The sequence below is a fragment of the Rhodanobacter sp. OR87 genome, assembly GCF_000473345.1.
In the GTDB taxonomy this organism is placed as follows: Bacteria; Pseudomonadota; Gammaproteobacteria; order Xanthomonadales; family Rhodanobacteraceae; genus Rhodanobacter; species Rhodanobacter denitrificans.
In genome coordinates this window covers 1-22,153 of record NZ_AXBJ01000030.1, presented here as the reverse complement: position 1 = coordinate 22,153, position 22,153 = coordinate 1, and the positions used below count along the sequence as shown (strand labels likewise).

The following is a 22,153-nucleotide window of genomic DNA, read 5'->3' as shown; positions in this document are numbered from 1 at the left end:
CTTCCCGCCGCCCGCCCGGACCTCAGGTGTCGTGGCCGACCTGCCCGGGCGAGAAGTCGCGCGTCTTGCGCACCGCCAGCTGGTTGCTGATGCCCAGCAATTCGTAATAGCCGTCCAGCGTGGACAGCAGCCCGTCCACACCGAGCTTGGGCGTTTCGGTCTTCACGCTTTCGATCTGCTTCTTCAGTCCCTCGGTCCGCCACTGGCGACCCGACCAGCGCAGCCACTTGCGCGCCAACCAGCCTGGACGCGGTGGCGGCCCCAGCTTCGGCGGCACCCATAGGTAGTCGTCGAAGATCATCACGCCACCGACCTTGAGCAGGGGCCACGCCATGACGCCGTCAGCCAGTGCACCAAAGGCGGAATGCCACCCGTCGATGTAGGCGATGTCGTAGGGGCCTTCGACGCGCCGCAATGAGTCGAAGCTCGATCCCGGGAACTCCCGGATCCGTTCGCGCCAGGCCGCCGTGTTGGCACGAAAGCGGGCGTGGTAGTCGCCATAGACCGGATCGACCTGGAAGAAATCCAGGCAGTCGATCGAACTGTCCGTGGCGGTCAGAATGTTCTCGCACAGCCAGAGGGTCGAACGCCCCTCGAAGCTGCCGATCTCCAGGGCGCGCAGGCCGGATTTGCCGCGCAAGGAAGCGAGCCACTGCTCCCAATGCGGGATGTTGTGGTGGAACCAGTCGGTCGAAAACTGCTCTTGCATGGACGGCACCCGGTGCGGAACGCGGGCTGCATGCTAACACCCGCCGCCATCCCGCCCGCATGGCAAGCCGGGTTGCAGCGCCCCGCCGGACGCCCACGCTAGGGGAGCTGCGGCTCCAGCACCATCACGATCGCATCTTCGCGCCCGTGGCGCGCGGGGTAGTAGCGCGGCCGGCGGCCGATCTCGCGGAAGCCCACCGACTCGTACAGCGCCTTCGCCAGCGGGTTCGACGGGCGCACCTCGAGGAATACCCGCCCGGCGCCGTTCCAGCGCGCGATGTCCAGCAGCCGGCCCAGCAGGTGGCGGCCCAGGCCACGGCCACGCCAGTCCGGTCCGATGCACAGGTTCAGCACGTGCGCCTCGCCGGCGCCCGTCGACAGGATGCCGTAGCCGGCGATCGCCTCGTCCACGCACAACACCCAGCACGGATGACCGGCCTTCAGGCAGTCGCTGAAGATGCCCGCCGACCACGGAAACTCGTAGGAGGCATTTTCCAGTGCACTGACCGTGTCCAGGTCCTCGGTCCGCATGCCGCGCACCTGGATCACCGGCTTGATCACCGCGACCATGACGCTCAGCCGCTCGCAGCGGCCAGTGCACGGCGCACGCTGCGCAGCGCGTTCCACAGCCGCCGTTTGGCGCCGGCACTGGCAAGCAGCAGCGCCGGCTCGTCGGCCAGCACGATCTGCGCCTGGTGCATCACCGCCGCCGGCAATGCACGGCCCAGCGCATGCGCCTGGGCTTCACCCAGCACCAGGTAGGCGCGGGCCTCGGGCACGCCGGCAGCCAGCTGGCCGCCGCTCACCGTGACCCGCGCGGCACGCGCCAGCGCGGCGCCGCATGCACTCAACGCGCGACCGAGCAAGTCGAGTTCGCGCGCGCTGCAGCCCTGCGGCAACACCACCACACAGCGCGTGCCCGCCACCGCGTCCAGGGCCGCGGAAGCGACGGATTCCGGCGCGGCCGCAGCGATCGCCGCCGGCGTCGTCCGACGCTGCCACGGCGTCACGCCCAGCGCGCGCAGCACGCGGGCGCGATGACCGGCATCGGCGTGCTGGCATGCCGCCGCGTTCATGCCGCGCTGCGCCGCACCCGGCGCCGATGCGTGGCCAGGCTCCAGATGGTCCATACCGGGCCGGACAACAGATAGAGCGTGAAGCCGGCGAACAGTACGCGCGGCGTGTCCAGGATCAGCAAGGCCAGCAGCAGCACCGCGACCACCATCCACACGAACGGCACCCGCTGGCGATCGCCCATCGGCAGCGACTTGAAGCTGAAATAGCGGAAGCGGCTGACCATCAGCAGGCCGACCACGATCGCGATCACCGGCGTGATGAAGCAGAAATCGCTGCCGGCCAGGCCGAACTTGTCCACGCTCCACACGAACGACATGCACACCGCCGCCGCCGCCGGGCTGGCCAACCCCTGGAAGTAACGCTTGTCGGCCACGCCGACCTGGGTATTGAAGCGCGCCAGCCGCAACGCGGCGCAGGCGGCGTAGATGAACGCGGCGGCCCAGCCCAGCTTGCCCCACAGCGGGCCGAAATCGCGCAGCGTGGACAGCGACCACGTATACATCACCAGCGCCGGCGCCAGGCCGAAGCTGACCAGGTCCGACAGCGAGTCGTACTGCACGCCGAATTCGGTCTGGGTGCCGGTCATGCGCGCCACGCGGCCGTCCATGCCGTCCAGCAGCGCGGCAATGAATACCGCGACCGCCGCCTCGGTGTAACGGCCGCCGATGCTGGCGATGATCGCGTAGAAACCCGCAAACATCGCCCCCGTGGTGAACAGGTTCGGCAGCAGGTAAATACCCCGGTGACGAGGCGGGCGTACGGGCGGTGGCTCGCTCATGAATCAAGACCGTGACGGGATGCGCGCAGTGTAAACCATCGGCTGCTTGAGTCCGGCACGCCGGAGTGATAACAAGGTGAACCGTCATATCCCCGCGAAATGGAGAACACCATGCATCGTTCGCTGATTGCCGTGGCGCTGCTGCTGCTTGCCCCGCTGGCCGCCGCCCAGGTCTACAAGTGGACGGATGCCAGCGGCACCGTGCACTACGCCGAAGCGCCACCGGCACAGGGCACGAAGTATCAGAAGGTGACCACCACCGGCACGGTGGACCCACTGGCCGCGCCGGCCACTGCCAGAACGGCGCCCGGCAGCGAGACCCCGGCCGAACCGGCCAGGCCGGTGACCAACACGCCGGAAAACCGCGACAAGATGTGCGCGGCGCTGAAAACCAATCTCGCCGCGTTGCAGGGCGGCGGTCCGGTGGTGATGCAGCAAAACGGCAAGACCGTCGCGCTCGACGACGCCCAGCGCAAGCAGCAGATCGCCTCGGCGCAGGCGAACTACGACCAGTTCTGCCAGCAGGCCCGGTAAGCCGCGGCGACACCGCCGAGCCTGCGCCAGGCGGTGCCGGCTCGGCCTGCGACAGCACCGGCAGGCCGCTACAATGGACGTCTTCATCACGCCGGAACCAGCCGCATGCGCCTCAGCCAATTCCACCTGGCCACCGTCAAGGAAGTCCCTGCCGACGCCGAAATCGCCAGTCACCGGCTGATGTTGCGCGCCGGCATGATCCGCAAGCTGGCCTCCGGCCTGTACACCTGGAGCCCGCTGGGCCTGCGCGTGCTGCGCAAGGTGGAAACCATCGTGCGCGAGGAAATGGACCGCGCCGGCGCGATCGAAATGCTGATGCCGTCGGTGCAGCCGAGGGAATTGTGGGAAGAAACCGGCCGCTGGGAGAAATTCGGCGGCCAGTTGCTGAAAATCAAGGACCGCAAGGGCCAGGAATTCTGCTACGGCCCGACCCACGAGGAAGTGGTTACCGACTTTGCCCGCAACGAGCTGAAAAGCTACAAGCAACTGCCGGTCAACTTCTACCAGATCCAGACCAAGTTCCGCGATGAGATCCGCCCCCGTTTCGGCGTGATGCGCGCGCGCGAATTCCTGATGAAGGACGCTTATTCGTTCCACCTGACTCAGGATTCGCTGGCCGAAACCTACGCGGCGATGTACCAGGCTTATGTGCGCATTTTCACCCGTCTGGGATTGACCTTCCGCGCGGTGCAGGCCGATACCGGTGCGATCGGCGGCAATGCCAGCCACGAATTCCAGGTGCTGGCCGATTCCGGCGAGGATGCGATCGCGTTTTCCGACGGCTCCGATTACGCCGCGAATCTGGAAAAGGCCGAGGCACTGGTGCCGACCGTGGAACGCCCCGTCCCGGCCGCCGCCCTGCAGCGGGTCGACACGCCCACCCAGAAGACCATCGAGGACATCGCCGGCTTCCTCCAGGTCAGCCCGCGGCAATGCGTGAAAACCCTGCTGGTACGTGGCCGCGACGGCCTGGTCGCGTTGTGCCTGCGCGGCGACCACGAGATCAACGAGGTCAAGGCCGGCAAGCTGGCCGAGCTGCCGGGCGAGTCGGTGCTCGCCAGCGAGGATGAAATCCTCGCCGCCACCGGCACGCGGCCCGGCTTCATCGGCCCGGTCGGCCTGCCGGCATCGATCCCGGTGATCGTCGATCGTGACGCGGCCGTGCTCGCCGACTTCGTCTGCGGCGGCAACGTCGACCGTACGCACTGCACCGGCGCGAACTGGGAGCGCGACGCGCGCATCACCCGCGTCGCCGACCTGCGCAACGTGGTCGAAGGCGACCTGTCGCCCGACGGCAGCGGCGTGCTGCACATCGCCCGTGGCATCGAGGTCGGCCACGTGTTCCAGCTGGGTACGAAGTACGCCGAGGCGCTCGGCGCCACCGTGGTGGACGAAACCGGCAAGCCGCAGGTGATGACCATGGGCTGCTACGGCATCGGCGTCAGTCGCATCGTCGCCGCCGCGATCGAGCAGCGTCACGACGAGGCCGGCATCCTCTGGCCGGAAGCCATGGCGCCGTGGCGCGTGGCGGTATGCGTGATCAATCCGAAAAACGCGCCCGCCGTCAGCGCGGCCGCCGAAGCGCTGTACCAGGCGCTGCGCCAGCGCGGCATCGAAGCCTTGCTGGACGACCGCGGCGTGCGCGCCGGCAGCATGTTCGCCGACATGGAGCTGATCGGCATCCCGCACCGCGTGGTGGTCAGCGAGCGCGGGCTCGCCGCGGGCACACTGGAATACCGCGCCCGCGGCAACAGCGAAAGCCGCTCCCTGACCGAGGACGAGTTGCTTGCCCTGCTCGGCTGAAACCGCCTCCCGGCATTAACTGCAACGGCCGCCCCAGTGCGGCCGTTGCTTTGCCAGGCCGATGCCTGAATCAGGCGAACCGGCTAATTCAAAACCCGCCACGCCATTAACTGGCGATAATGTGAATACGCATTTCACGTGACGCCGTTCGCTTTACAAATATTCCGCAAATAAGCGAGAATCGCCACTGCAGCCGATTCCACCTGCCGGGCACCGCTATCGATAATAGCCCGACCAGCACCCTGTTTTTTATTGCCGACACTTACCGGGAGTCCGTCATGGCCGTCGATATCAAGAACCTCAATCACAGCCAGCTCAACGACCTGATCAGCAAGGCCCAGTTGCGCCAGAATGAACTGCGCAAGGAAAAGGTCGTCAAGCTGCGCGAGAAAGTGCATGCACTGATCAAGGCCGAGGGTTACGCCTTCGAAGACATCTTCGGCAGCACGCGCGGCAAGGCCAAGCGCAGCACCGGAACGGTTCCGCCGAAATATCGCAACCCGGCCAACCCCGCGCAGACCTGGTCCGGCCGCGGCAAGCGCCCGCACTGGTTCAACGATGCGCTGAAGGCCGGCAAGAAGGAAAAGGATCTGGCGATCTGATTGCCCGTCGTCCGCACAAGAAAACGCCGGCCTTGCGCCGGCGTTTTTTGTGCGGGCTCCCGCGGCATGGCCGGCCGTTTTTGCAGGAGCGCAGCCTGTGCGCGATGCTTTTCGTTGACGTGGCAAAAGGCATCGCGCACGACCGAAGGAAGGCCCTCGTGGACAGGGTGCGCTCCTACAGCGACCGGCGCGGCGAAACCAGCAGGTCGCCGAACATCAGCCCCGCCACCAGCGAGACCAGCAGGGTCACCAGCAGCACACCGGTGTCCAGGCTCAGCGTGGCATCGCGCTCGAGCAGGAACGACACGCTGCGAAAGCCCACGCTGCCCGGCACCAGCAGCAGGATGCCCGGCTCGCGGATGACCGCGCCCGGGCGATGCGCGAAGCGCGCGTAGACGTTCGCCAGCGCGCCCAGCAGCAAGCCGCCCAGGAACACGCCCACCGGCGCGCCCGGCAGCGAGCCGGAGATCGCCCCACCCCAGCGCGTGGCCAGGTAGCCCACCACCACTGCCACGATCACCACCGGCCAGTCGCGTCGGGCCGCGCGGAACAGGATGGCGAACGCGATCGCCGCGACCAGCAGGGCCGGGTAATCGGTCCAGGTCGGCAACGCCGGCAGCGCGAAATCGCGCGCCGTGATGCCCACCGCGGCGCACAACTGGGTCGCCGCGATGGTGCCGAAGGTGAGCTTGAGCAGGGTCGACATGGCGCCGCCCATGCGCGCCATGCCGGACACCAGGTGCCCGCTGGAAATCTCGCGCACGGCATTGGTCAGCGACATGCCCGGCACCAGGATGATCAGGCTGGCCAGCACCACCGACTTGATCGCCAGCGGCACCACGAACGCGCTCACCACGATCGCCACCGTGGTCGCCACCAGCGCGCAGATCGCGTCGCTGGCCACCGCCAGCCGCGGCCGGCTGGCCGCGAGCAGGGTGATGCAGCCGATGACCGCACCGATCACGCCGGCCACCACCAGGTCCACCCAGGAACTGTGCAGGAACAGCGCCGCGATGCTGGCCGCGGACAGGCCGTAGCTGGCGATCGAGCCGATCTTCTCGCGCCGCGTGTCGGGCCGGCCCAGTTTGCGCAGCCGGCGGAAACCCTCGCGCAGGCCCAGCTCGCCGGCGATCGCGCGGTCGGCGATGTCGTCGGCCTGACACAGCCGCTCCAGGTTCACCTCGCCCGGCGCCAGCCGCATCACCTGGGTGGTCTGCGCCACGCCTTCCTCGCCCTGGGCCAGGTCGGCGAACGAGATGATGATCGCGGTGGGGCTGGACCAGACGTCGGCGGACAGCCCCAGCCGCTGCGCCGCGCCGGCAATGGCCATTTCCAGCCGCGGCGCCGAGGTGCCGTACTGGTGCAACCGCCGCGCCAGTTCCAGCACGAACGCGATGCGCGTGGCCGGCGCGGTGGTGGCGAACTGCTGCGGACTGATGGCGTCGCCCGCGCTCATGCCGCGGCGCGCACCTGCAGCGTGGTGCCTTCCACCGCGACGACCTCCACCGTGGTGCCCAGCGGCAGGTCCGGCCCGCTGACCAGCCACTGGCCGTCACCCACGCGGGCCTTGCCGCGGCCGTTGACGATCGGCTCGACCAGCTCGTAGCGCTGCCCGATCAACTGCTCGGCGCGACGGTTCAGCCGTTCGCCACCGGGCGCGCGGCGTTCCAGCCGCGGCCGCAGCCAGCGCGCGTAACCGACGCACGCGGCAAACGCGAGCAGGCCGAACAGAATCGCCTGCGCCAGCAGGCCCAGCGTCGGATCGACCCACAGCACCACACCCATCGCGGCGGCCGCCAGGCCGATCCACAGCAGGAAATAGCCGGGCAGCAGCAACTCGCCGGCGATCAGCAGCAACGCCAGGATCCACCACAGGTAATGCGTCGAAAGCTCCCACATCGCCGTGTCCTCAGCGCAGCGGCGGCTGGATCGCCGCCGGCTTCTGCTGCTGGCCGAGCGATTCCCTGGCCAGCTCGGCGATGCCGGCCAGCGAGCCGAGGATGCCGGTGGCCTCGATCGGCAGCAGCAGCATCTTCTGGTTCGGCGAGGCGGCCATCGCCTTCAGCGCCTCGACGTAGTTGTTGGCAACGAAGTAGTTCAAGGCGTTGACGTTGCCGTTGGCGATCGCGTCGGACACCATCGTGGTCGCCTTCGCCTCGGCCTCGGCCGAACGCTCGCGCGCCTCGGCCGTGCGGAACGCGGCCTCCTTCTCGCCTTCGGCGGCCAGGATCACCGACTGCTTCTCGCCCTCGGCCTTGAGGATCGCCGCCTGGCGGAAGCCTTCGGCGTCGAGGATGTTCGCGCGCTTCTCGCGCTCGGCCTTCATCTGCCGCGCCATCGCGTCGATCAGGTCGCGCGGCGGCGCGATGTCCTTGATCTCGATGCGGTTGACCTTGACGCCCCATGGATGGGTCGCCTCGTCGACCACCTTGAGCAGCTTGGCGTTGATCGCGTCGCGCTGGCTCAGGCTTTCGTCCAGATCCATCGAGCCGAGCACCGTGCGGATGTTGGTCATCACCAGCGCCAGCGAGGCCTGCTCCAGGTTGGACACCTCATACGCCGCCTTGGACGCGTCCAGCACCTGGTAGAACACCACGCCGTCCACGCGCACCACCGCGTTGTCCTTGGTGATCACATCCTGGCTGGGCACGTCCAGCACCTGTTCCATCATGTTGATCTTGCGCCCGACCGCTTGGTAGATCGGGATCAGGAAATGCAGCCCCGGACTCAGCGTGCGGGTGTACTTGCCGAACGTTTCCACCGTCCATTCGTAGCCTTGCGGCACGATGCGCACCAGCTTGGCCACGCCGATGACGACGACGGCCACGATGACCAACGCGAGAAGCTGTCCCATTGCCCACCCCTTGTCCTGAAGAAGACTTGAGTATAGGCGAGGCCGTGCCGCTTCGAGCGCCAGGAAATGCTTGAACAAGCCTTTGCTCGTCATTCCAGCGAAAGCTGGAATCCAGTGTCTTCACGGAGTTGCTGAGGCGCTGGTTCCCAGCTTTCGCTAGGATGACGGCTTGTTCAGACCTTCCCTAGCGCGCCGCCGTCTGCGGCAGGCGCAGGCTCACCCGCAGGCCGCCGCCTTCGCGGTTGGCCAGCAGCACGCGGCCGCCGTGCGCCTCGGTGATCTCGCGCGCCAATGCCAGCCCCAGCCCGGTGCCGGAGCGCTTGGTCGAATAGAACGGCAGCAGTGCCTGGGCCAGCACCGTCTCGCTCATGCCGGGGCCGCGGTCGGCCACCTCGATGCGCAGTTCGCTGCCGACTTCCAGGATCGACAGCGTAACCTCGTCGTCCGGGCCGCCCGACTCGTGCGCGTTCTTGATCAGGTTGATCAGCACCTGCTCGATCTGCACCGCATCGAAATGCCCCGGTCGATCCGGCATCGGCGTCGCCAGGCGGTACTGGCAATGCAGCGCCAGCCCGTCCAGGAACGGCTGCCATGCGACGTCCACCGGTTGCGGCGTGGGCAGCTTGGCGAAACTGGCATAGCCGGCGATGAAGCGGTGCAGGTGCAGCGCGCGCTCGCCGATGGTGGCGAACACGCCGGGCAGCCGATCGAGCTGGCCGCGGCGGGCCAGTTCCGCGCCGGAGTGCGCCAGCGAGGTGATCGGCGCCAGCGAGTTGTTGAGCTCGTGGCTGATCACCCGGATCACCCGCTTCCAGGTCGCCACCTCCTGCCGCGACAGCTCGCGCGTCATGCGCCGGAACAGGTGCAGCCGGTGTGGCCGGCCCTGCAGGCGGAACGCGCGCTGCGACAGATGGAAGGTTTCCTCGCTGCCGTCCATCTCCACGCTGAGCAGGGCATCCTCGCCGCTCTCCACCGCCTTGCGCAGCGCCTCGGGCGCCTCGGCCAGCAGCTCGGCAAAATCCAGCCCGACCAGGCTGCGGCCCTCGTTGAACAGGTGCCGTGAAGCGATGTTGGCATAAGCCACCTTGCCGATCGCATCGGTCAGCACCAGCGCCACCGGAGTGTTCTGCACCACCGTGTCCAGCAGCAGCTCGCGCTGCACCAGATGCTGGCGTTGCTCGCGCAAGGTATGCCCCAGCGCGTTGTGCATGCGGATCAGCTCGCCCAGCTCGTCGCGCCGGTTCACGGCGATCGAGAAGCTGAAATCGCCGTCGCGGTAGCTGGCCACCGCGCCTTCCAGCGCGCGCAGCAGCCGGCTCACCGGCGCCATCACCCGGCCGGCCAGCCAGAACGACAGCGGCAGCAGGACCACCACGCTGGCCAGCAGGCCGCCGTAGATGCCCAGCTGCATCGGCGCGCGGATCGACAGCGCCAGGTCCTTGCGCAGCCACAGCAGCAACTGCGGCAGCGGCCACTGGGTGACGCCGGCATAGACCAGCGCGCCGGCCAGGCCGGCCACCGCCAGCAAAAAGGTCAGGCGCCCCTGCAGCGAATTCAGGCGACGCCACATCGGCTGTTCTCCCCGGCGGGAAAAAGCCGGCTCAGTGGCACCTGGCGTCCAGCGGGGTCATCGCGCAATCGAGCGGCGGGCGCCCGCCGACCCAGCCGCGCTCGGTGCCGAGCACGGCAGCCCGGTCCATCGGACGCGGCGGCGGCTTGTTCACCAAGTCGCGCTCGCGGCCATCGCTGAAGCGGAACGGGCTGCTCCCCGCGTTCGCCAACACGGTCGGCGAACCGAGCCGGTACTCGACCGCAGCGGCGGCGGGAGGCCGCCATGCCCACGCCTCGCGGGCGTCCGACGGTGCCTGCGCCAGCGCCGGCCCGGCTGTCAGCCAGGCGGCAACAAGCATGATCCGGCGATATCGCATGGCACCTCCCCTGCTGGATGCATGCACTCATCTTTCTACGCCTTCGGGGTCGGGGACAAGCATCGCCGTCACAGTTCGCTCACGCCGTGGTGACCAGGCCGTAGCGCTCCATCCGCCGGTACAGCGCCTGGCGCGACAGGCCCAGGCTTTGCGCGGCGCGGCTGACCACGCCGTCAGCCTTGTGCAACGCGCTCTCCACCGCCTCGCGGCTGGGCTCGTCCAGGTTGCGCGCCGCCGGCGCGGCCGCCGCGTGCTGCGGCAGGTTCAGCAGCTCGGGGGTGATCGGCTGGCCGCCGGCCAGCAGCGCGGCGCGTTCGATCGCATTCTTCAGCTCGCGCACGTTGCCCGGCCACGGGTAGGCCAGCAGCGCCTCGCGCGCGGCGTCGCCGAGTTCGGCGCGGCCGTCCAGGAAGAACTCGGCCAGCGGCAGGATGTCGTCGTTGCGCTCGGCCAGCGGCGGCAGGTTCACCTCGATCACGTTGAGCCGGTAGTACAAATCCTCGCGGAACGTGCCGACCTGGATCATCGCCTTGAGGTCGGCATTCGTTGCCGACAGCACGCGCACCTTGGCATGGCGCGTGCGACCGGAGCCGAGCCGCTCGAACTGGCCGGTCTCGAGCACGCGCAACAGCTTCATCTGGCCGGGCAGCGGCAGGTTGCCGATCTCGTCCAGGAACAGCGTGCCGCCGTCGGCCAGCTCGAAGCGGCCCTCGCGCGCCTTGTTCGCGCCGGTGTACGCGCCGGCCTCGGCGCCGAACAGCTCGGCCTCGATCAACTCGCCCGGCAGCGCGCCGCAGTTCACCGCCACGAACGGGCCGCGCTTCACCGCCGAGTTCGCGTGCACGATCGCCGCGATGCGCTCCTTGCCGGTGCCGTTCGGGCCGGTGATCAGCACGGGCACGTCGGAGCGGGCGATCTGGCAGGCCAGGTCCAGCGTGCGCGCCATCGCCTCGGAGGCGAACACCAGGCCGTCCAGTTCGTACTTGCGCTGCAGCTGCTCGCGCCGCTGGCGCCGCTCGCGCCGGCTGCGGCTCACCTCGCGGGTGGATTCGGACAGCTCCAGCAGGTTCTCCACCGTGGCCAGCAGCTTGTTGTCGTCCCACGGCTTGGCCAGGTAGTCGGCGGCGCCGGCCTTGACCAGCTCCACCGCGGTTTCCAGGTGCGTCCATGCGGTCAGCAGGATCACCGGCAGGTCCGGATGGCGCTCGCGGATCGCCCGGAACAGCGCCACGCCCTCCTCGCCCGAGGTGGTGTCGGCAGTGAAGTTCATGTCCTGGATCACCACGTCCACCGCCTCGCGCTGCAGCAGCGCCAGCCCTGCGTCGGGGGTCAGCGCGACCAGCGCACGGATCTCGTGCAGCGACAGCGCCAGCGACAGCGCCTCGCCCACGGCCGGGTTGTCGTCGATGATCAGGACAGTACGGGTCATCTTCTTTCTGCACATGCGGTCATGGATGCCGCTCCCTGCCGGAAGGTTGCCATGACTAACGGGCCATGGCGAGCGCTTATCCTGCCGCCACCGGCGCCGGGCGTGCCGGCGCCTTGCCGGCCTTCACCGCCGCGATCCAGGCATCCGTGCGTGCCTCCAGCACGTCCAGCGGCAGCGCGCCGCCGCCGAGGATCTCGTCATGGAACGCGCGGATGTCGAAGCGGTCGCCCAGTTCCTGCCTCGCCCGCTCGCGCAGCGCGAGGATCTTCAACTGGCCCATCTTGTAGGCCAGCGCCTGGCCCGGCCAGGTGACGTAGCGGTCGGTCTCGGCCTGGATGCTGGGCTCGTCCTCGCTGGAATGGGCGCGGAAGAAATCCACCATCTGCTGGCGCGTCCAGTGCTTGTAGTGCACGCCGGTGTCGAGCACGAGGCGATCGGCGCGCAGCAGCTCGTCGGCAAGGCGGCCGTAGTCGGACAGCGGATCCTTGTAGAAGCCGATGTCCTTGCCCAGGCGTTCGGCGTACAGCGCCCAGCCCTCGATATAGGCGGTGTAGCCGGCCTGCTGGCGGAACGGCGGCAGCGCCGGCAGCGTCTGCGCGATCGAGATCTGCATGTGATGGCCGGGGATCGCCTCGTGATAGGCGGTCGACTCGATCGACAAGGTGGTGCGGTTCGCATAGTCGCCGGTGTTGACGTAGACCTGCCCCGGCCGCGAACCGTCCGGCGTGCCCTGGTGGTATTCGGCGCCGGGCGCCTCCTTTTCCCGATAGGCCTCCACCGGGAGCACCTCGACCCGGGTCTTCGGCAGCAGGCCGAACAGCTTCGGCAGCTGCGGCTGCATCTGCGCGATGAAACCGCGATAACGGTTCAGGATGTCCTCGCGCGAAGTCGGATGCACGTTCGGATCCTTCCTCAGCGCCGCGCGGAAACTGGCCAGGTCCGGGTAGCCCTGGGCCTTCGCGATCGCGGTCATTTCCGCCTCGATGCGCTTGACCTCGGCCAGGCCCAGCTCGTGGATGTGCTGCGGGCTTTCCCGCGTGGTGGTCATCTGCTCCACCTGGTAGCGGTAGATCGCCTCGCCGTTCGGCAGCTGCCACACGCCGGGCTGGCTGCGCCCGTGCGGCGCGTAGTCCTTCGCCACGAACTGACCGAGCTTGCGGTAGGCCGGGCGTACCTCGTGGTCGATCGCGGCCACGATCGCCTCGCGCAGGCGCTGCCGGTCGGCCGGCGCCACGCTGGCCGGAAAATGCTTGAGCGGCTGGCCGAACGCGCTGTCCACGCCGGCCGGTTTGGCGATGCTGTCGATCTGCGTGACCACTTTCTCCAGCAGGTAGCGCGGCGGCATCATGCCGTCGCGCAGGCCCTGCCGCGCGACCGCGGTGACCTGGTCGAGCAGCTTCGGGATCGCATGCAGGCGCGCCAGGTAGTCCTCGTATTCCCTGGTGCTGTTGAACGGGATCGAGCTGACGAAGCCGGCCAGCTGCAGGTGCGCGCCGCTCATCTGCTCCAGCGGCATCTCGTTGAGTTTCAGATCGTAGGCGCGCAGGCCATCCTTCAGCTGGCGCACCATCAGTTGCTGGTTGAGCTTGTCGCTGTCGGGGAAGCCGCGGGTGTCGATCGCCTCGAAACGCCGCAGGAAGTCCTGGTTGACCTTGTATTCGGCCCTCGCGTGTTCGAGCGAGGCATCGCTCCAGCGGTCGTTGTAGCGCAGGTCGCCGAGGATGGTGGCGAACTCTGGCGCATTGCGCAGGGTGTGCTGCCACTGCTCGGCCAGCAGCGCGTTCAGCGCCTTCACCCGCGCGGCCACGTCGGCCGTCGCCACTTGCGCCGCCGGAGCTGCCGGGGCCGGCGAAGCGATGGCGGCCGGGCCGAGCAGGCTCGTGCAGATCAGCAGCGACAAGATCTTCATGGTCTCTTCTCCAGGTTGGTCATGGCGATTGTGGACGTCGCACCGGACTTTCTCCTGTGCCAGACAGCACGGCCTCACACCGACCGCGTCGCCACCACCGGCGGCACCGCCGCCGCGCGTAGCGCCGGGCCGAGCACGGCGAGCTGGCCCAGCGCCCACAGCGCCAGCGCGCCGATCGGCAGGTAGTACATCGGCAGCCGCGGCAATTCGTAGTGCTGCATCAGCACCACGTTCAGCACGAACGCCAGCGCCATGCCCAGCACAATGCCGCCGCTGACGATCAGGAAGTTCTCGGTCTGGAAGTAGCGCAGGATGTCGCCGCGGGTGGCGCCCAGCGCGCGGCGCACGCCGATCTGGCGGCGCCGCTGCTGCACCCAGAAGCTGGCCAGGCCGACGATGCCCAGTGCGGTGACCAGCAGCAGCGCAGCGATCACGCCGACCAGGATGCCGGCCATCACGCGGTCCTGCCGGAAGTAATTCTCACGCAGGCTGCCAATGGTCTGGCTTGCCTTGCTGTCCAGCACCGCATCGGACGCGACGGTGGCGATCGCGGCACGGGCGTCGCGCAGCACCCGCGGCAACTGGGCTGGGTCGGCGCGCAGCAGGTAGACGGCTGCAAGGTTGGCGGCCGGCTGCGCGGGCACGTACACCGACCATTCGATCGTGCCCGGGCCGCCCTCACCGCCGTAGGGGCGCACCAAGTGCGCCAACACGCCGGCCACCCGAAAGTGGAATTTGCCGGTCCAGAACTCCTTGCCGAGCGGGTCGGCGCCCGGCCACAGGTGCTCGGCCAGCGCGCGGGTCACCCATACGACGGAGTCGTCCGGCACGAAGAAATCGACGGGCTTGTAGTCGTCGGCCTGCGGCAGCCGGCCGGCAACCACCCTCACGCCGAGCGCCTCGAAGCTGCCTCTGCCGCCGACATAGAAATCCACCACGCCGCCGAAGCGCTTGCCCTCCGGATCGGTGGTGATGCCAGCGGTGCCGGCGTGGTCGCCGAACGGCACCTGGTTGATTGCGCTCACCGACTGCACGCCGGGAAGCTTGGCTAGGCCGCTGAGCACGCGCGCGTTGAGGTCGACACCCCGCGCCGGGTCATAGCCGGTCAACTTCAGGGCGGCCAGGGCATTCTCGTCGACGCCGCTGTTCACCTGCGTTTGCTGCACGCGGCTGACGATCAGGAAGCAGGCGTTGCACAGCACCGCGCAGGCCAGCGCGATCTCCAGCGCGATCAACATGGTGGCGAGGCGATGCTTGCGCAGTGCGGCAAGGACGGGCTGAATCTGCATGATTAAGTGTCCGGGATCGAGTGCTCTTGTGATGAGTGCGGCCATGGATGGCCGCTTTCACGCGCAGGGATAGCGCACTAAAGCGTCTTCAGTTGCAGGCTGGGCGGCATGCGGCTGGCGCGCAGCGCTGGCAACACGCCGGCCAACAGGCTGGCGGCGATGGCCAGTGCGAAGGTAGTAAGGAACATCGTTGTATCCAGATGCACCAGGTCGGCGTACTCCACCGGCTGGCGGCGCACCAGCCACAGGCCGAACAGGGTCAGCAGCAGGCCGCCGACGCCGCCGAGCAGGCCGATCAGGCCGGCCTCGACCAGGCATTGTGCAAACACCGCCGCCCGGCTTGCACCCAACGCGCGGCGCACACCGATCTCGCCCGCCCGACGCAGGAACTTCGCCAGCAGCAGGCCCACCGTGTTGAACAGGCAGATCAGCAGGAAGGCGAGCGCAAGCCAGGTCTGCAGGCGTACATCGCTGGGCACCACCTGGTTGAAGTCGAGCCACCCCATCAGGCTGCGTAACTGCGTGTTGTCTGCATGCGCGAAGCGTCCCATCGCCTTCTGCTGCGCCGCGTAGCCAGCCACGAACCGGCGGTAGTCGGCGACCTTGGCAGCACTGTCCAACTGCGCCCACAACGCCACCCACACGCAAGGCGAGGTCTGCAGGTGCGCCGGATCGCCCGGCATGCTCCAGCAGGTGAACGGCTGGAAGCCACCGGCGTTGATCTCCAGCGAACTCTGGAAGGGAACGAAGACATCCTCGGGCCGGTTGTAGAAGCCAGCGGTGTCGCCGTTGGAGAAGCGCCCGCCCGCCACGGCGTAGAACTGCGGCGAGGGCCGCCACGGCGCCAGCACGCCGACGATGCGCACGTCCGAGTCCTTCAGCCGCAGCGTGCGCCCCACGCTGTCGGCGCCGTTGAACAACTTGTCGTTGAGATCCGAGGAGATCACCGCGACCCGTGCGCGGCTGTGATCATCCTGTGCGGTCCAGCCGCTGCCATAACGGAACGGCACATTGAACATCGGGAAGAAATCGCTGGTCGTGGACAGCATCTGCGCCATCAGCGGCGGCAGGTTCACTTGGGGCACGGTCAGCCGCAGCTGACTGCTGGTCACCATCGCCTCGCGATCGGCACGATGGGCACTCCACAGTTCCTGCGCGGAACGGTAATCCATCATGTCGTAGGGCTGGTGGTTGGGCGACGGGTCGGGGTCCGGATCCACCTGCGGATAGAACAACGTGCCGCTGCGCCCCGGCAGCGGATCGCCCGAGAGCAGATGCATCACCGTCAGCGTGGTCATGCTGGCGCCGATGCCCACCGCGATGGCCAGCACCATCAGTGCGGTGAGCACCTTGTTGCGCTTCAGGCTGCGCAGCGCGAGGTCGAGGTAGTAACCGAGCATCAAGTCTCTCCTGCAGATGGCAACATCGCCGCGCCCTTTGCAGGAGCCCGCTCGCGGGCGATGCTCCTGCTCTGATGCGCAGCGTGGATCGAACCAGAAGCATCGCCCGCAAGCAGGCTCCTGCGGTTGCGGGAGGCCTGATCCATCACACGCTCCGCGTCGCCACCACCGGCGGCACCGCCGCCGCACGCAGCGCCGGGCCCAGCACCGCCACCTGCCCGATCAGCCACAGCGTCACCGCGCCGATCGGGAAATAGATGGCCGGCAGCCGCGGCAATTCGTAGTGCAGCATCAGGAACAGGTTGATGCCGTAGGCCAGCAGCATGCCCAGCGCGATGCCGATGCTGGCGAGCAGGAAGTTCTCGGTCTGGAAGTAACGCAGGATGTCGGCGCGGGTGGCGCCCAGCGCGCGGCGCACGCCGATGGTGCGGCGCCGCTGCGCCACCCAGAAGCTGGCCAGGCCGACGATACCCAGCGCGGTCACCGTGAGCAGGGCCAGGATCACGCCGACCAGGACGCCGGCCATCGCACGGTCGTTGGCGAAGAATTTCTGGCGCAGTTCGTCGTAGCTGCGCTGCGTGGTCACCACCCGCTCCGGATCGGCCTTCTTCAGCGCGGCCACGGCGACCTTAAGCACGGTTGCGCGGTCCTGCGGACGGGTACGGATGACGTAGCTCTGGTCCTTGCCAGCGCCCATGAATAGCGGCAGGACGACCGAGTAATGCGCGGTGGCATCGTTGTAGGCGTTGGCGCGCACCAGGTCGGCCAGTACGCCGACCACCCGCACGCTCACCTGGTCGGTGACATAGATCGACTTGCCAAGCGGGTTCTGCCCCGGCCACAGCCGCTGCGCCAGCTCCTGCGTGATCACCGTGACCGCGGGCAAGCCCTTCGTGTTGCCGCTGGCCAGCGCCTTGACCACCAAGTCCGCGTTGGTGGTCTCGTCCGGCCGCAAGTTGCGACCCGCCACCAGCCGCGTGCCCATGGTCTGCGGAATGTCTTCGCCGAAGTAGGTGCCGACGCTGAGCGTGGGCGCGCGTTGCGCAGGGTCGAGCTTGATGCTGGCGTTCGATGAGGAACCTTGCAGCGGCAACTGGTTGGTCAGCGCCACCGCCTGCACGCCGGGCACCTGCTTCAGCACGGCGAGGTCCTCCCGCGCGCGCGCGTAGATGTCGGGCGTCGGTGCGATCTCGGCCAGCTGGACCTGCACCAGCGCGTGCTCGTCGATGCCGGTGGACATGCGCATGTGCTGCAGCCGGTGACCGATCATGAACACCGCGTTGCAGACGATCGCGCAGGTCAGCGCGATCTCCAGGATCAGCAAGGCCGCGGTGGTCTTGTGCCGTCGCAGCGTGGAAAGTATCGGTCGCAGTTCCATCGTCGTGCCCTCAATTGCTCTTGAGCTGGAGCGCGGGCGCCACCTGGCAGGCGCGCCAGGCAGGCAGCAGCCCGGCCAGCAGGCTCGCGCCCAGTGCCAGCAGGAAGGTGGTCAGCAGCATGGCGGGGTCGAGATGCGCCAGCGCGGCATAGTCGGAAGGCCGGTGCCGCACCACCCACAGGCCGAGCAAGGCCAGCAGCAGGCCGCCCACGCCGCCCACCAGGCCCACCACGCCCGACTCGATCAGCAACTGCGCGAACAGCGCGCGGCGCGAGGCACCCAGCGCGCGCCGCACGCTGAGCTCACTGGTGCGGCGCAGGAACTTCGCCAGCATCAGGCCCACCGTGTTGACCAGGCACACCAGCAGGAAGCCGAAGGCCAGCCCGGTCTGCAGGCGTACGTCGTCGGGCACCACCTGCTGGTAAGCCAGCCACTGCATCACGTTGCGCAGGCGAACGTTCGGTGCCTTCACAAAACGGCCCAGCGCCTCCTGCTGCTCCGAGTAATGGATCAGGAACTCCTTGTAGTCGGCCGCCTTGGCCGGCGTGTCCAGCTGCACCCAGAACTGCATCCACACGCAACTCGCCGACGGGTAGATGCTGCCCACGCCGCCGGTGCCGTTGCCCCAGCAGTCGGTGGAGCCGTTGTGGGCCACGCGCAGGTCCAGCGCCGTCTGCAGTGGGATGAACACCTGTTCGGCATAGCCGTAGGAACCGGTGTTGAGATCGTAGAAATGCGGACTGGGTGCCCAGTCGCCGAGCACACCAACGATGCGGAACAGGCTGCCGGCGATATGCAGGGTGCGCCCCACACTGTTGGCGCCACCGAACAGGCGCTCGTTGAGCTCGCTGCCGATCACCACGTCGCGTGCCTTCGCCACGTCGTCGGCCGCGTCCCAGCCGTGGCCGTAACGAAGCGGCGCGCCGAACATCGCGAAGAAATCCGCCGTGGTGTAGCGCGCCTCCACGTAGAACGGATCGATCGCGGCGGAATCCGGCTGGATCGGCACCGAGCCGCCCGTCATCAGTGCCTGGCGATCTGCCCGCCCGGCGTGCAGCAGGCCGAGGCCGTCGATCTCGGTAACCTGCTCCGGCGGTTCCTTGCCCGGCATGATGCCGCTGTTGTCGCGCGCATCGATCTGCGGGTAGTACAGCGTGTCGCTGCGCCCCGGCAGCGGGTCGCCAGACAGCACGTGCAGCACGGTCAGCGTGGTCATGCTGGCGCCGATGCCCAGCGCGATCGCCAGCACCATCAGCGCGGTGAGTGCCCTGTTGCGTTTCAGGCTGCGCAAGGCCAGGTCGAGGTAGTAGGTGAACATCGGTACCACTCCGTGAGGATCCATCACTTCCGCGACCGCGGGAACGCACGCCATACGCAATGCTTTTCATGCCGAGAGCGATCGCGTACAGAGTGCGCTCCAGCGGGTATTTGCCCGTCACGCCGCCCGCGTCGCTTCCACCGGCGGCACGTTGGACGCACGCCGGGCCGGCACGAACACCGCCCCCTGCCCGATCGCCAGCATCGCCAGCACGCCGGTCAGCACGTAAAGCAGCGGGATACGGCTCATCTCGTAGTGGCTCATCAGCCACAGGTTCAGGCCTACCGCCAGCAGCACGCCGACCACCACGCCGGCACCGGCGATCAGCAGGTTCTCGATCTGGAAATAACGCAGGATGTCGATCTTGCGCGCGCCCAGCGCGCGGCGCACGCCGATCTGCCGGTGGCGCTGGCCGACCCAGAAGCTGGTCAGGCCGACGATGCCGGCGGCGGTGACGCAGAGCAGGATCAGCGCCACCACGCCCATCAGGACCGCCATGCCGCGGTCGGCCTGGTAGGCCTTGGCGCGGATCTCGTCGAACGGTTTGACGCTGTCGTCGTCAAGCACGCGCAGCGGGTTCACCTTGTACAGCGTCGGCGCCACCACGCGCATCGCCGCATCCAGCCGGCCCGGCTTGGTGCGCACCGCGTAGCGCGCGAAGTTCGCGTCCAGCCGGGTCGGGATCAGCGTCGAATGCCACACGAACTCGTTGCCCCAGCTGCCGCTGGCGGGGATCTGCAGGCGCTCCACCACGCCGACCACGGTGGTGGGTGCGCTGCTGCCGTCGGTGTACATCACCTTGCCGACCGCGCTGCCCTGCGGGAACAACTTGTCCGCCAGCTGTTTGGTGATGATGGCGACCGGGCGCTCGCGCTGGTCGCGGAAGCCCTGATGCTGCACGTCGCCGGCCGTGAAGGCGCGGCCGGCCACCAGGCGCAGCCCCAGCGTGGACAGCGCCTGCTCATCGGTGAAGTAGTACGCCGTGCGGGTATTGCCCTTGCCGCCCAGCTGGGCGCCCGGCTTGAGCGACACCGAGCCGGTCCAGGAGGAGTTGAGCAGCGGTATCGAGTTGATCGGCGCCACCGAAGTCACGTCCGGCAGCTGGCGCAGCGCGGCAAGATCCTCACGCTGCATCGCGTCGAGTTTCTCCACGCCTTCGGTCGTGTCGGCGCTGGGCGCGCCCACCCATTGCTGGCTGACCAGGAACAGGTTGCTCTCGTCCAGCCCGGTGGGCCGGTTCACCCGCTCGATGCGCTGGCCGATGATGAACACGGCGTTGCAGACGATCGCCAGGGTCAGCGCGATCTGCAGCGCGATCAGCACGGTGCCGGCCTTGTGCTTGCGCAGCGCGGCGAGGATGGGATGCAGTTTCATGAGGTTTCCTTTCGCTATCCAAGGGACCGGCTTTTCCTGAGAAGTGCGGCCATGGATGGCCGCTTTCCTGCGCAGGGACAGCGCACTAGTTGCTTTTGAGCTGCCACGCGGGCTGTACGCGCGAGGCACGGAAAGTGGGATACAGGCCGGCCAGCATGGTGGCGACCACCGCCACCAGCAGGGTGAGCAGCAGCAGCGACACGTCCACCCGCGCCAGCGCGGCGATGTCCCTGGGCAGCACCCAGCCCACGCTGGCCACGCCGACCCCGGTGAGCAGCAGGCCCAGCACGCCGCCGGCCAGGCCGACGATGCCGGCCTCGGTGATGAACTGCGCGTAGATCGCCGCACGCGGCGCGCCCAACGCGCGACGCACGCCGATCTCGCTGCTGCGGCGCAGGAACTTCGCCAGCAGCAGGCCCACCGTGTTCACCAGGCATACCAGCAGCAGGCCCAGCGCCACCAGCAGCGAGACCTTGGTGTCGCTGGGTACCACATGCTGGTTGTCCAGCCACGAGCGCAGGTCGCGCAGGCGGCCGTTCGGCGCCCAGGCGAAGCGCCCGGCCCGCTGCTGGTCGCGCGCGTAGCCCTCGAGGTAATCGCGGTAGGCGGCCTCCGCTCCGGCGTCCAGCTCGGCCATGAAGGCGATCCACACGCACTCCGAATGCTGCAGGCCGACGAAGCCCGACTCCTTCGGCACCGCGTTGCAGTTGGTGTTGCCGTCGTTCGACAGGCCCGCCTGGATGGCGGTGAGGAACGGCAGGAACACGTCGTCGCCGTTGACGGAGAAGCCGCCGGTATTGACCACGTCGTAGAAGCGCGGCTGCGGGTTCCACTCGTCGAGCACGCCGACCACGCGGTAATCCTTGCCCTCGATGTTGACCGTCTTGCCCACGCTGCCGGCGCCGCCGAACAGCTTCTGGTTGAGCTTGCTGCTGATCACCACCACTGGCGCACGGCCCTGGTCGTCGCTCGCGCTCCAGCCGCTGCCGTACTTGAACGGTACGTCCAGCATCGGGAAGAACTCGCCGTAGACCGCGTGGCCGCTGACGTTGAGCGGATGCTTGCCGGCCTGCGCCGGCACCACCGACGGCGAGATCTGGTACATCGCCGACTGCCGCTTGGCGCGATGGTCGCGCATCAGCGCCATCGCGTCGGCGTAGTCCATCGCGTTCGGCGGCTCGCCGTCGGAGCTGCGCCCGTTCGGCCCCCAGTTGTCGATCTGCGGCACGAACAGCCGCGACGACTTCCACGGGATCGGGTCGCCCGACACCGCGCGGAACACCGACCAGCTGGTCATCGACGCGGCCACGCCGAAGCCGATCGCCAGCACCATCAGCGCGGTCAGGCCGGGACTGCGCCTCAGGCTGCGCAAGGCCAATTCGAGGTAGTAGCTGAACATTCCAAATGCTCCAGGTTTTGTCTCCTCCCCCTGCAGAGCAGGGGGAGGTCGGGAGGGGGTAAAGCTTTTGACGTCAAGATCAGTACTGTCCGGTTAATCGGGGAAGAGAATCAATTGGTTAGCAGGGTCGCCGGTAGAACTCTGTGGTTCTTGCTGCTGCAGGGCGCATTCCAATGGGGTTTGTTCAAATAGCGTCACGCTCAGGATCTGTAGAATTTCGTAGAGCGAAGCCTTCAGGTGCAGGCGCTTGCGCACGATGGCGATGAGCACATAGACCGCAACGGCGATCCACACCTGGGTCTTCACGGCATTGAGTGAGGTGCCGAAGAATGCCTTGATATGCAGGTGCTGTTTGATCCATTTGAAAAAGATT

At 67.9% G+C, this 22,153-nt stretch carries 20 protein-coding genes and 1 pseudogene; 3 read left to right on the top strand and 18 right to left on the bottom strand.

Features of this window, described 5'->3' with window-relative positions; all coding sequences use genetic code 11:
* Positions 1-22: 22 nt before the first annotated feature.
* The 4 genes from RHOOR87_RS0117060 to RHOOR87_RS0117040 all read right to left on the bottom strand — a co-directional run bounded on the left by RHOOR87_RS0117060 (position 23) and on the right by RHOOR87_RS0117040 (position 2,563).
* Positions 23-709, bottom strand: a complete 687-nt coding sequence (locus RHOOR87_RS0117060) for a class I SAM-dependent methyltransferase (protein ID WP_027485721.1) — start codon at positions 707-709, stop codon at positions 23-25.
* A gap of 98 nt (positions 710-807) precedes the next feature.
* On the bottom strand, positions 808-1,278 hold the full coding sequence (gene rimI, locus RHOOR87_RS0117055; RefSeq protein ID WP_007507090.1) for a ribosomal protein S18-alanine N-acetyltransferase: 471 nt from the start codon (positions 1,276-1,278) through the stop codon (positions 808-810).
* Between the two features lie 5 nt (positions 1,279-1,283).
* On the bottom strand, positions 1,284-1,784 hold the full coding sequence (locus tag RHOOR87_RS19390) for a hypothetical protein (RefSeq protein ID WP_037115703.1): 501 nt from the start codon (positions 1,782-1,784) through the stop codon (positions 1,284-1,286).
* Positions 1,781-2,563 carry a phosphatidylcholine/phosphatidylserine synthase gene (locus RHOOR87_RS0117040; RefSeq protein WP_027485720.1) on the bottom strand — a complete coding sequence of 261 codons (783 nt, stop codon included), beginning with the start codon at positions 2,561-2,563 and terminating at the stop codon, positions 1,781-1,783. The genes RHOOR87_RS19390 and RHOOR87_RS0117040 overlap by 4 nt, the downstream gene beginning before the upstream one ends.
* 111 nt (positions 2,564-2,674) lie before the next feature.
* Between RHOOR87_RS0117040 and RHOOR87_RS0117035 the strand changes: the two genes are divergently transcribed.
* From RHOOR87_RS0117035 to RHOOR87_RS0117025, 3 genes are all read left to right on the top strand, one after another.
* Positions 2,675-3,097, top strand: coding sequence for a DUF4124 domain-containing protein (locus RHOOR87_RS0117035; protein WP_043795860.1), 423 nt, complete (start codon positions 2,675-2,677; stop codon positions 3,095-3,097).
* A 105-nt stretch (positions 3,098-3,202) separates the two neighbouring features.
* A complete protein-coding gene (locus tag RHOOR87_RS0117030; protein WP_027485718.1) occupies positions 3,203-4,900 on the top strand; it encodes a proline--tRNA ligase in 1,698 nt (565 codons plus the stop codon).
* A 278-nt stretch (positions 4,901-5,178) separates the two neighbouring features.
* Entirely contained in the window at positions 5,179-5,502 is a 324-nt protein-coding gene (locus RHOOR87_RS0117025) for an H-NS histone family protein (RefSeq protein ID WP_007507099.1), read from the top strand.
* A 175-nt stretch (positions 5,503-5,677) separates the two neighbouring features.
* On the opposite strand, the gene RHOOR87_RS0117020 is transcribed toward RHOOR87_RS0117025, so the two are convergent.
* The 14 genes and pseudogenes from RHOOR87_RS0117020 to RHOOR87_RS19385 all read right to left on the bottom strand — a co-directional run.
* Entirely contained in the window at positions 5,678-6,958 is a 1,281-nt protein-coding gene (locus tag RHOOR87_RS0117020; RefSeq protein WP_027485717.1) for a threonine/serine exporter family protein, read from the bottom strand.
* On the bottom strand, positions 6,955-7,401 hold the full coding sequence (locus RHOOR87_RS0117015) for an NfeD family protein (protein WP_007507104.1): 447 nt from the start codon (positions 7,399-7,401) through the stop codon (positions 6,955-6,957). Before RHOOR87_RS0117015 ends, RHOOR87_RS0117020 begins: the two co-directional genes overlap by 4 nt.
* Positions 7,402-7,411: 10 nt before the next feature.
* Positions 7,412-8,356: an SPFH domain-containing protein gene (locus tag RHOOR87_RS0117010; RefSeq protein WP_027485716.1), complete on the bottom strand. Its 945-nt coding sequence runs from the start codon at positions 8,354-8,356 to the stop codon at positions 7,412-7,414.
* 184 nt (positions 8,357-8,540) lie between these two features.
* Positions 8,541-9,926, bottom strand: coding sequence for an ATP-binding protein (locus RHOOR87_RS0117005; protein ID WP_007507107.1), 1,386 nt, complete (start codon positions 9,924-9,926; stop codon positions 8,541-8,543).
* Between the two features lie 31 nt (positions 9,927-9,957).
* Complete coding sequence (locus tag RHOOR87_RS0117000) at positions 9,958-10,284, bottom strand: hypothetical protein (protein WP_027485715.1); 327 nt, start codon at positions 10,282-10,284, stop codon at positions 9,958-9,960.
* Between the two features lie 79 nt (positions 10,285-10,363).
* Positions 10,364-11,713 (bottom strand): sigma-54 dependent transcriptional regulator, encoded by a 1,350-nt coding sequence (locus RHOOR87_RS0116995; RefSeq protein ID WP_027485714.1) that lies wholly within the window; start codon positions 11,711-11,713, stop codon positions 10,364-10,366.
* Positions 11,714-11,789: 76 nt separating this feature from the next.
* Positions 11,790-13,622, bottom strand: a complete 1,833-nt coding sequence (locus RHOOR87_RS0116990) for a DUF885 family protein (protein WP_027485713.1) — start codon at positions 13,620-13,622, stop codon at positions 11,790-11,792.
* A gap of 74 nt (positions 13,623-13,696) precedes the next feature.
* A complete protein-coding gene (locus tag RHOOR87_RS0116985; RefSeq protein ID WP_027485712.1) occupies positions 13,697-14,911 on the bottom strand; it encodes an FtsX-like permease family protein in 1,215 nt (404 codons plus the stop codon).
* A 77-nt stretch (positions 14,912-14,988) separates the two neighbouring features.
* Positions 14,989-16,311: an ABC transporter permease gene (locus RHOOR87_RS0116980; protein ID WP_007507117.1), complete on the bottom strand. Its 1,323-nt coding sequence runs from the start codon at positions 16,309-16,311 to the stop codon at positions 14,989-14,991.
* Between the two features lie 145 nt (positions 16,312-16,456).
* Positions 16,457-17,689 carry an FtsX-like permease family protein gene (locus tag RHOOR87_RS0116975; protein WP_007507119.1) on the bottom strand — a complete coding sequence of 411 codons (1,233 nt, stop codon included), beginning with the start codon at positions 17,687-17,689 and terminating at the stop codon, positions 16,457-16,459.
* 10 nt (positions 17,690-17,699) lie between these two features.
* The gene (locus RHOOR87_RS0116970) at positions 17,700-19,007 is read right to left on the bottom strand and encodes an ABC transporter permease (protein WP_007507121.1); all 1,308 of its coding nucleotides are present in this window, start codon (positions 19,005-19,007) and stop codon (positions 17,700-17,702) included.
* A gap of 117 nt (positions 19,008-19,124) precedes the next feature.
* Positions 19,125-20,381 carry an ABC transporter permease gene (locus RHOOR87_RS0116965; protein ID WP_007507123.1) on the bottom strand — a complete coding sequence of 419 codons (1,257 nt, stop codon included), beginning with the start codon at positions 20,379-20,381 and terminating at the stop codon, positions 19,125-19,127.
* 85 nt (positions 20,382-20,466) lie between these two features.
* On the bottom strand, positions 20,467-21,780 hold the full coding sequence (locus tag RHOOR87_RS0116960) for an ABC transporter permease (RefSeq protein WP_007507125.1): 1,314 nt from the start codon (positions 21,778-21,780) through the stop codon (positions 20,467-20,469).
* Between the two features lie 93 nt (positions 21,781-21,873).
* A pseudogene (locus RHOOR87_RS19385) lies at positions 21,874-22,153 on the bottom strand (IS4 family transposase); the annotation flags it as partial.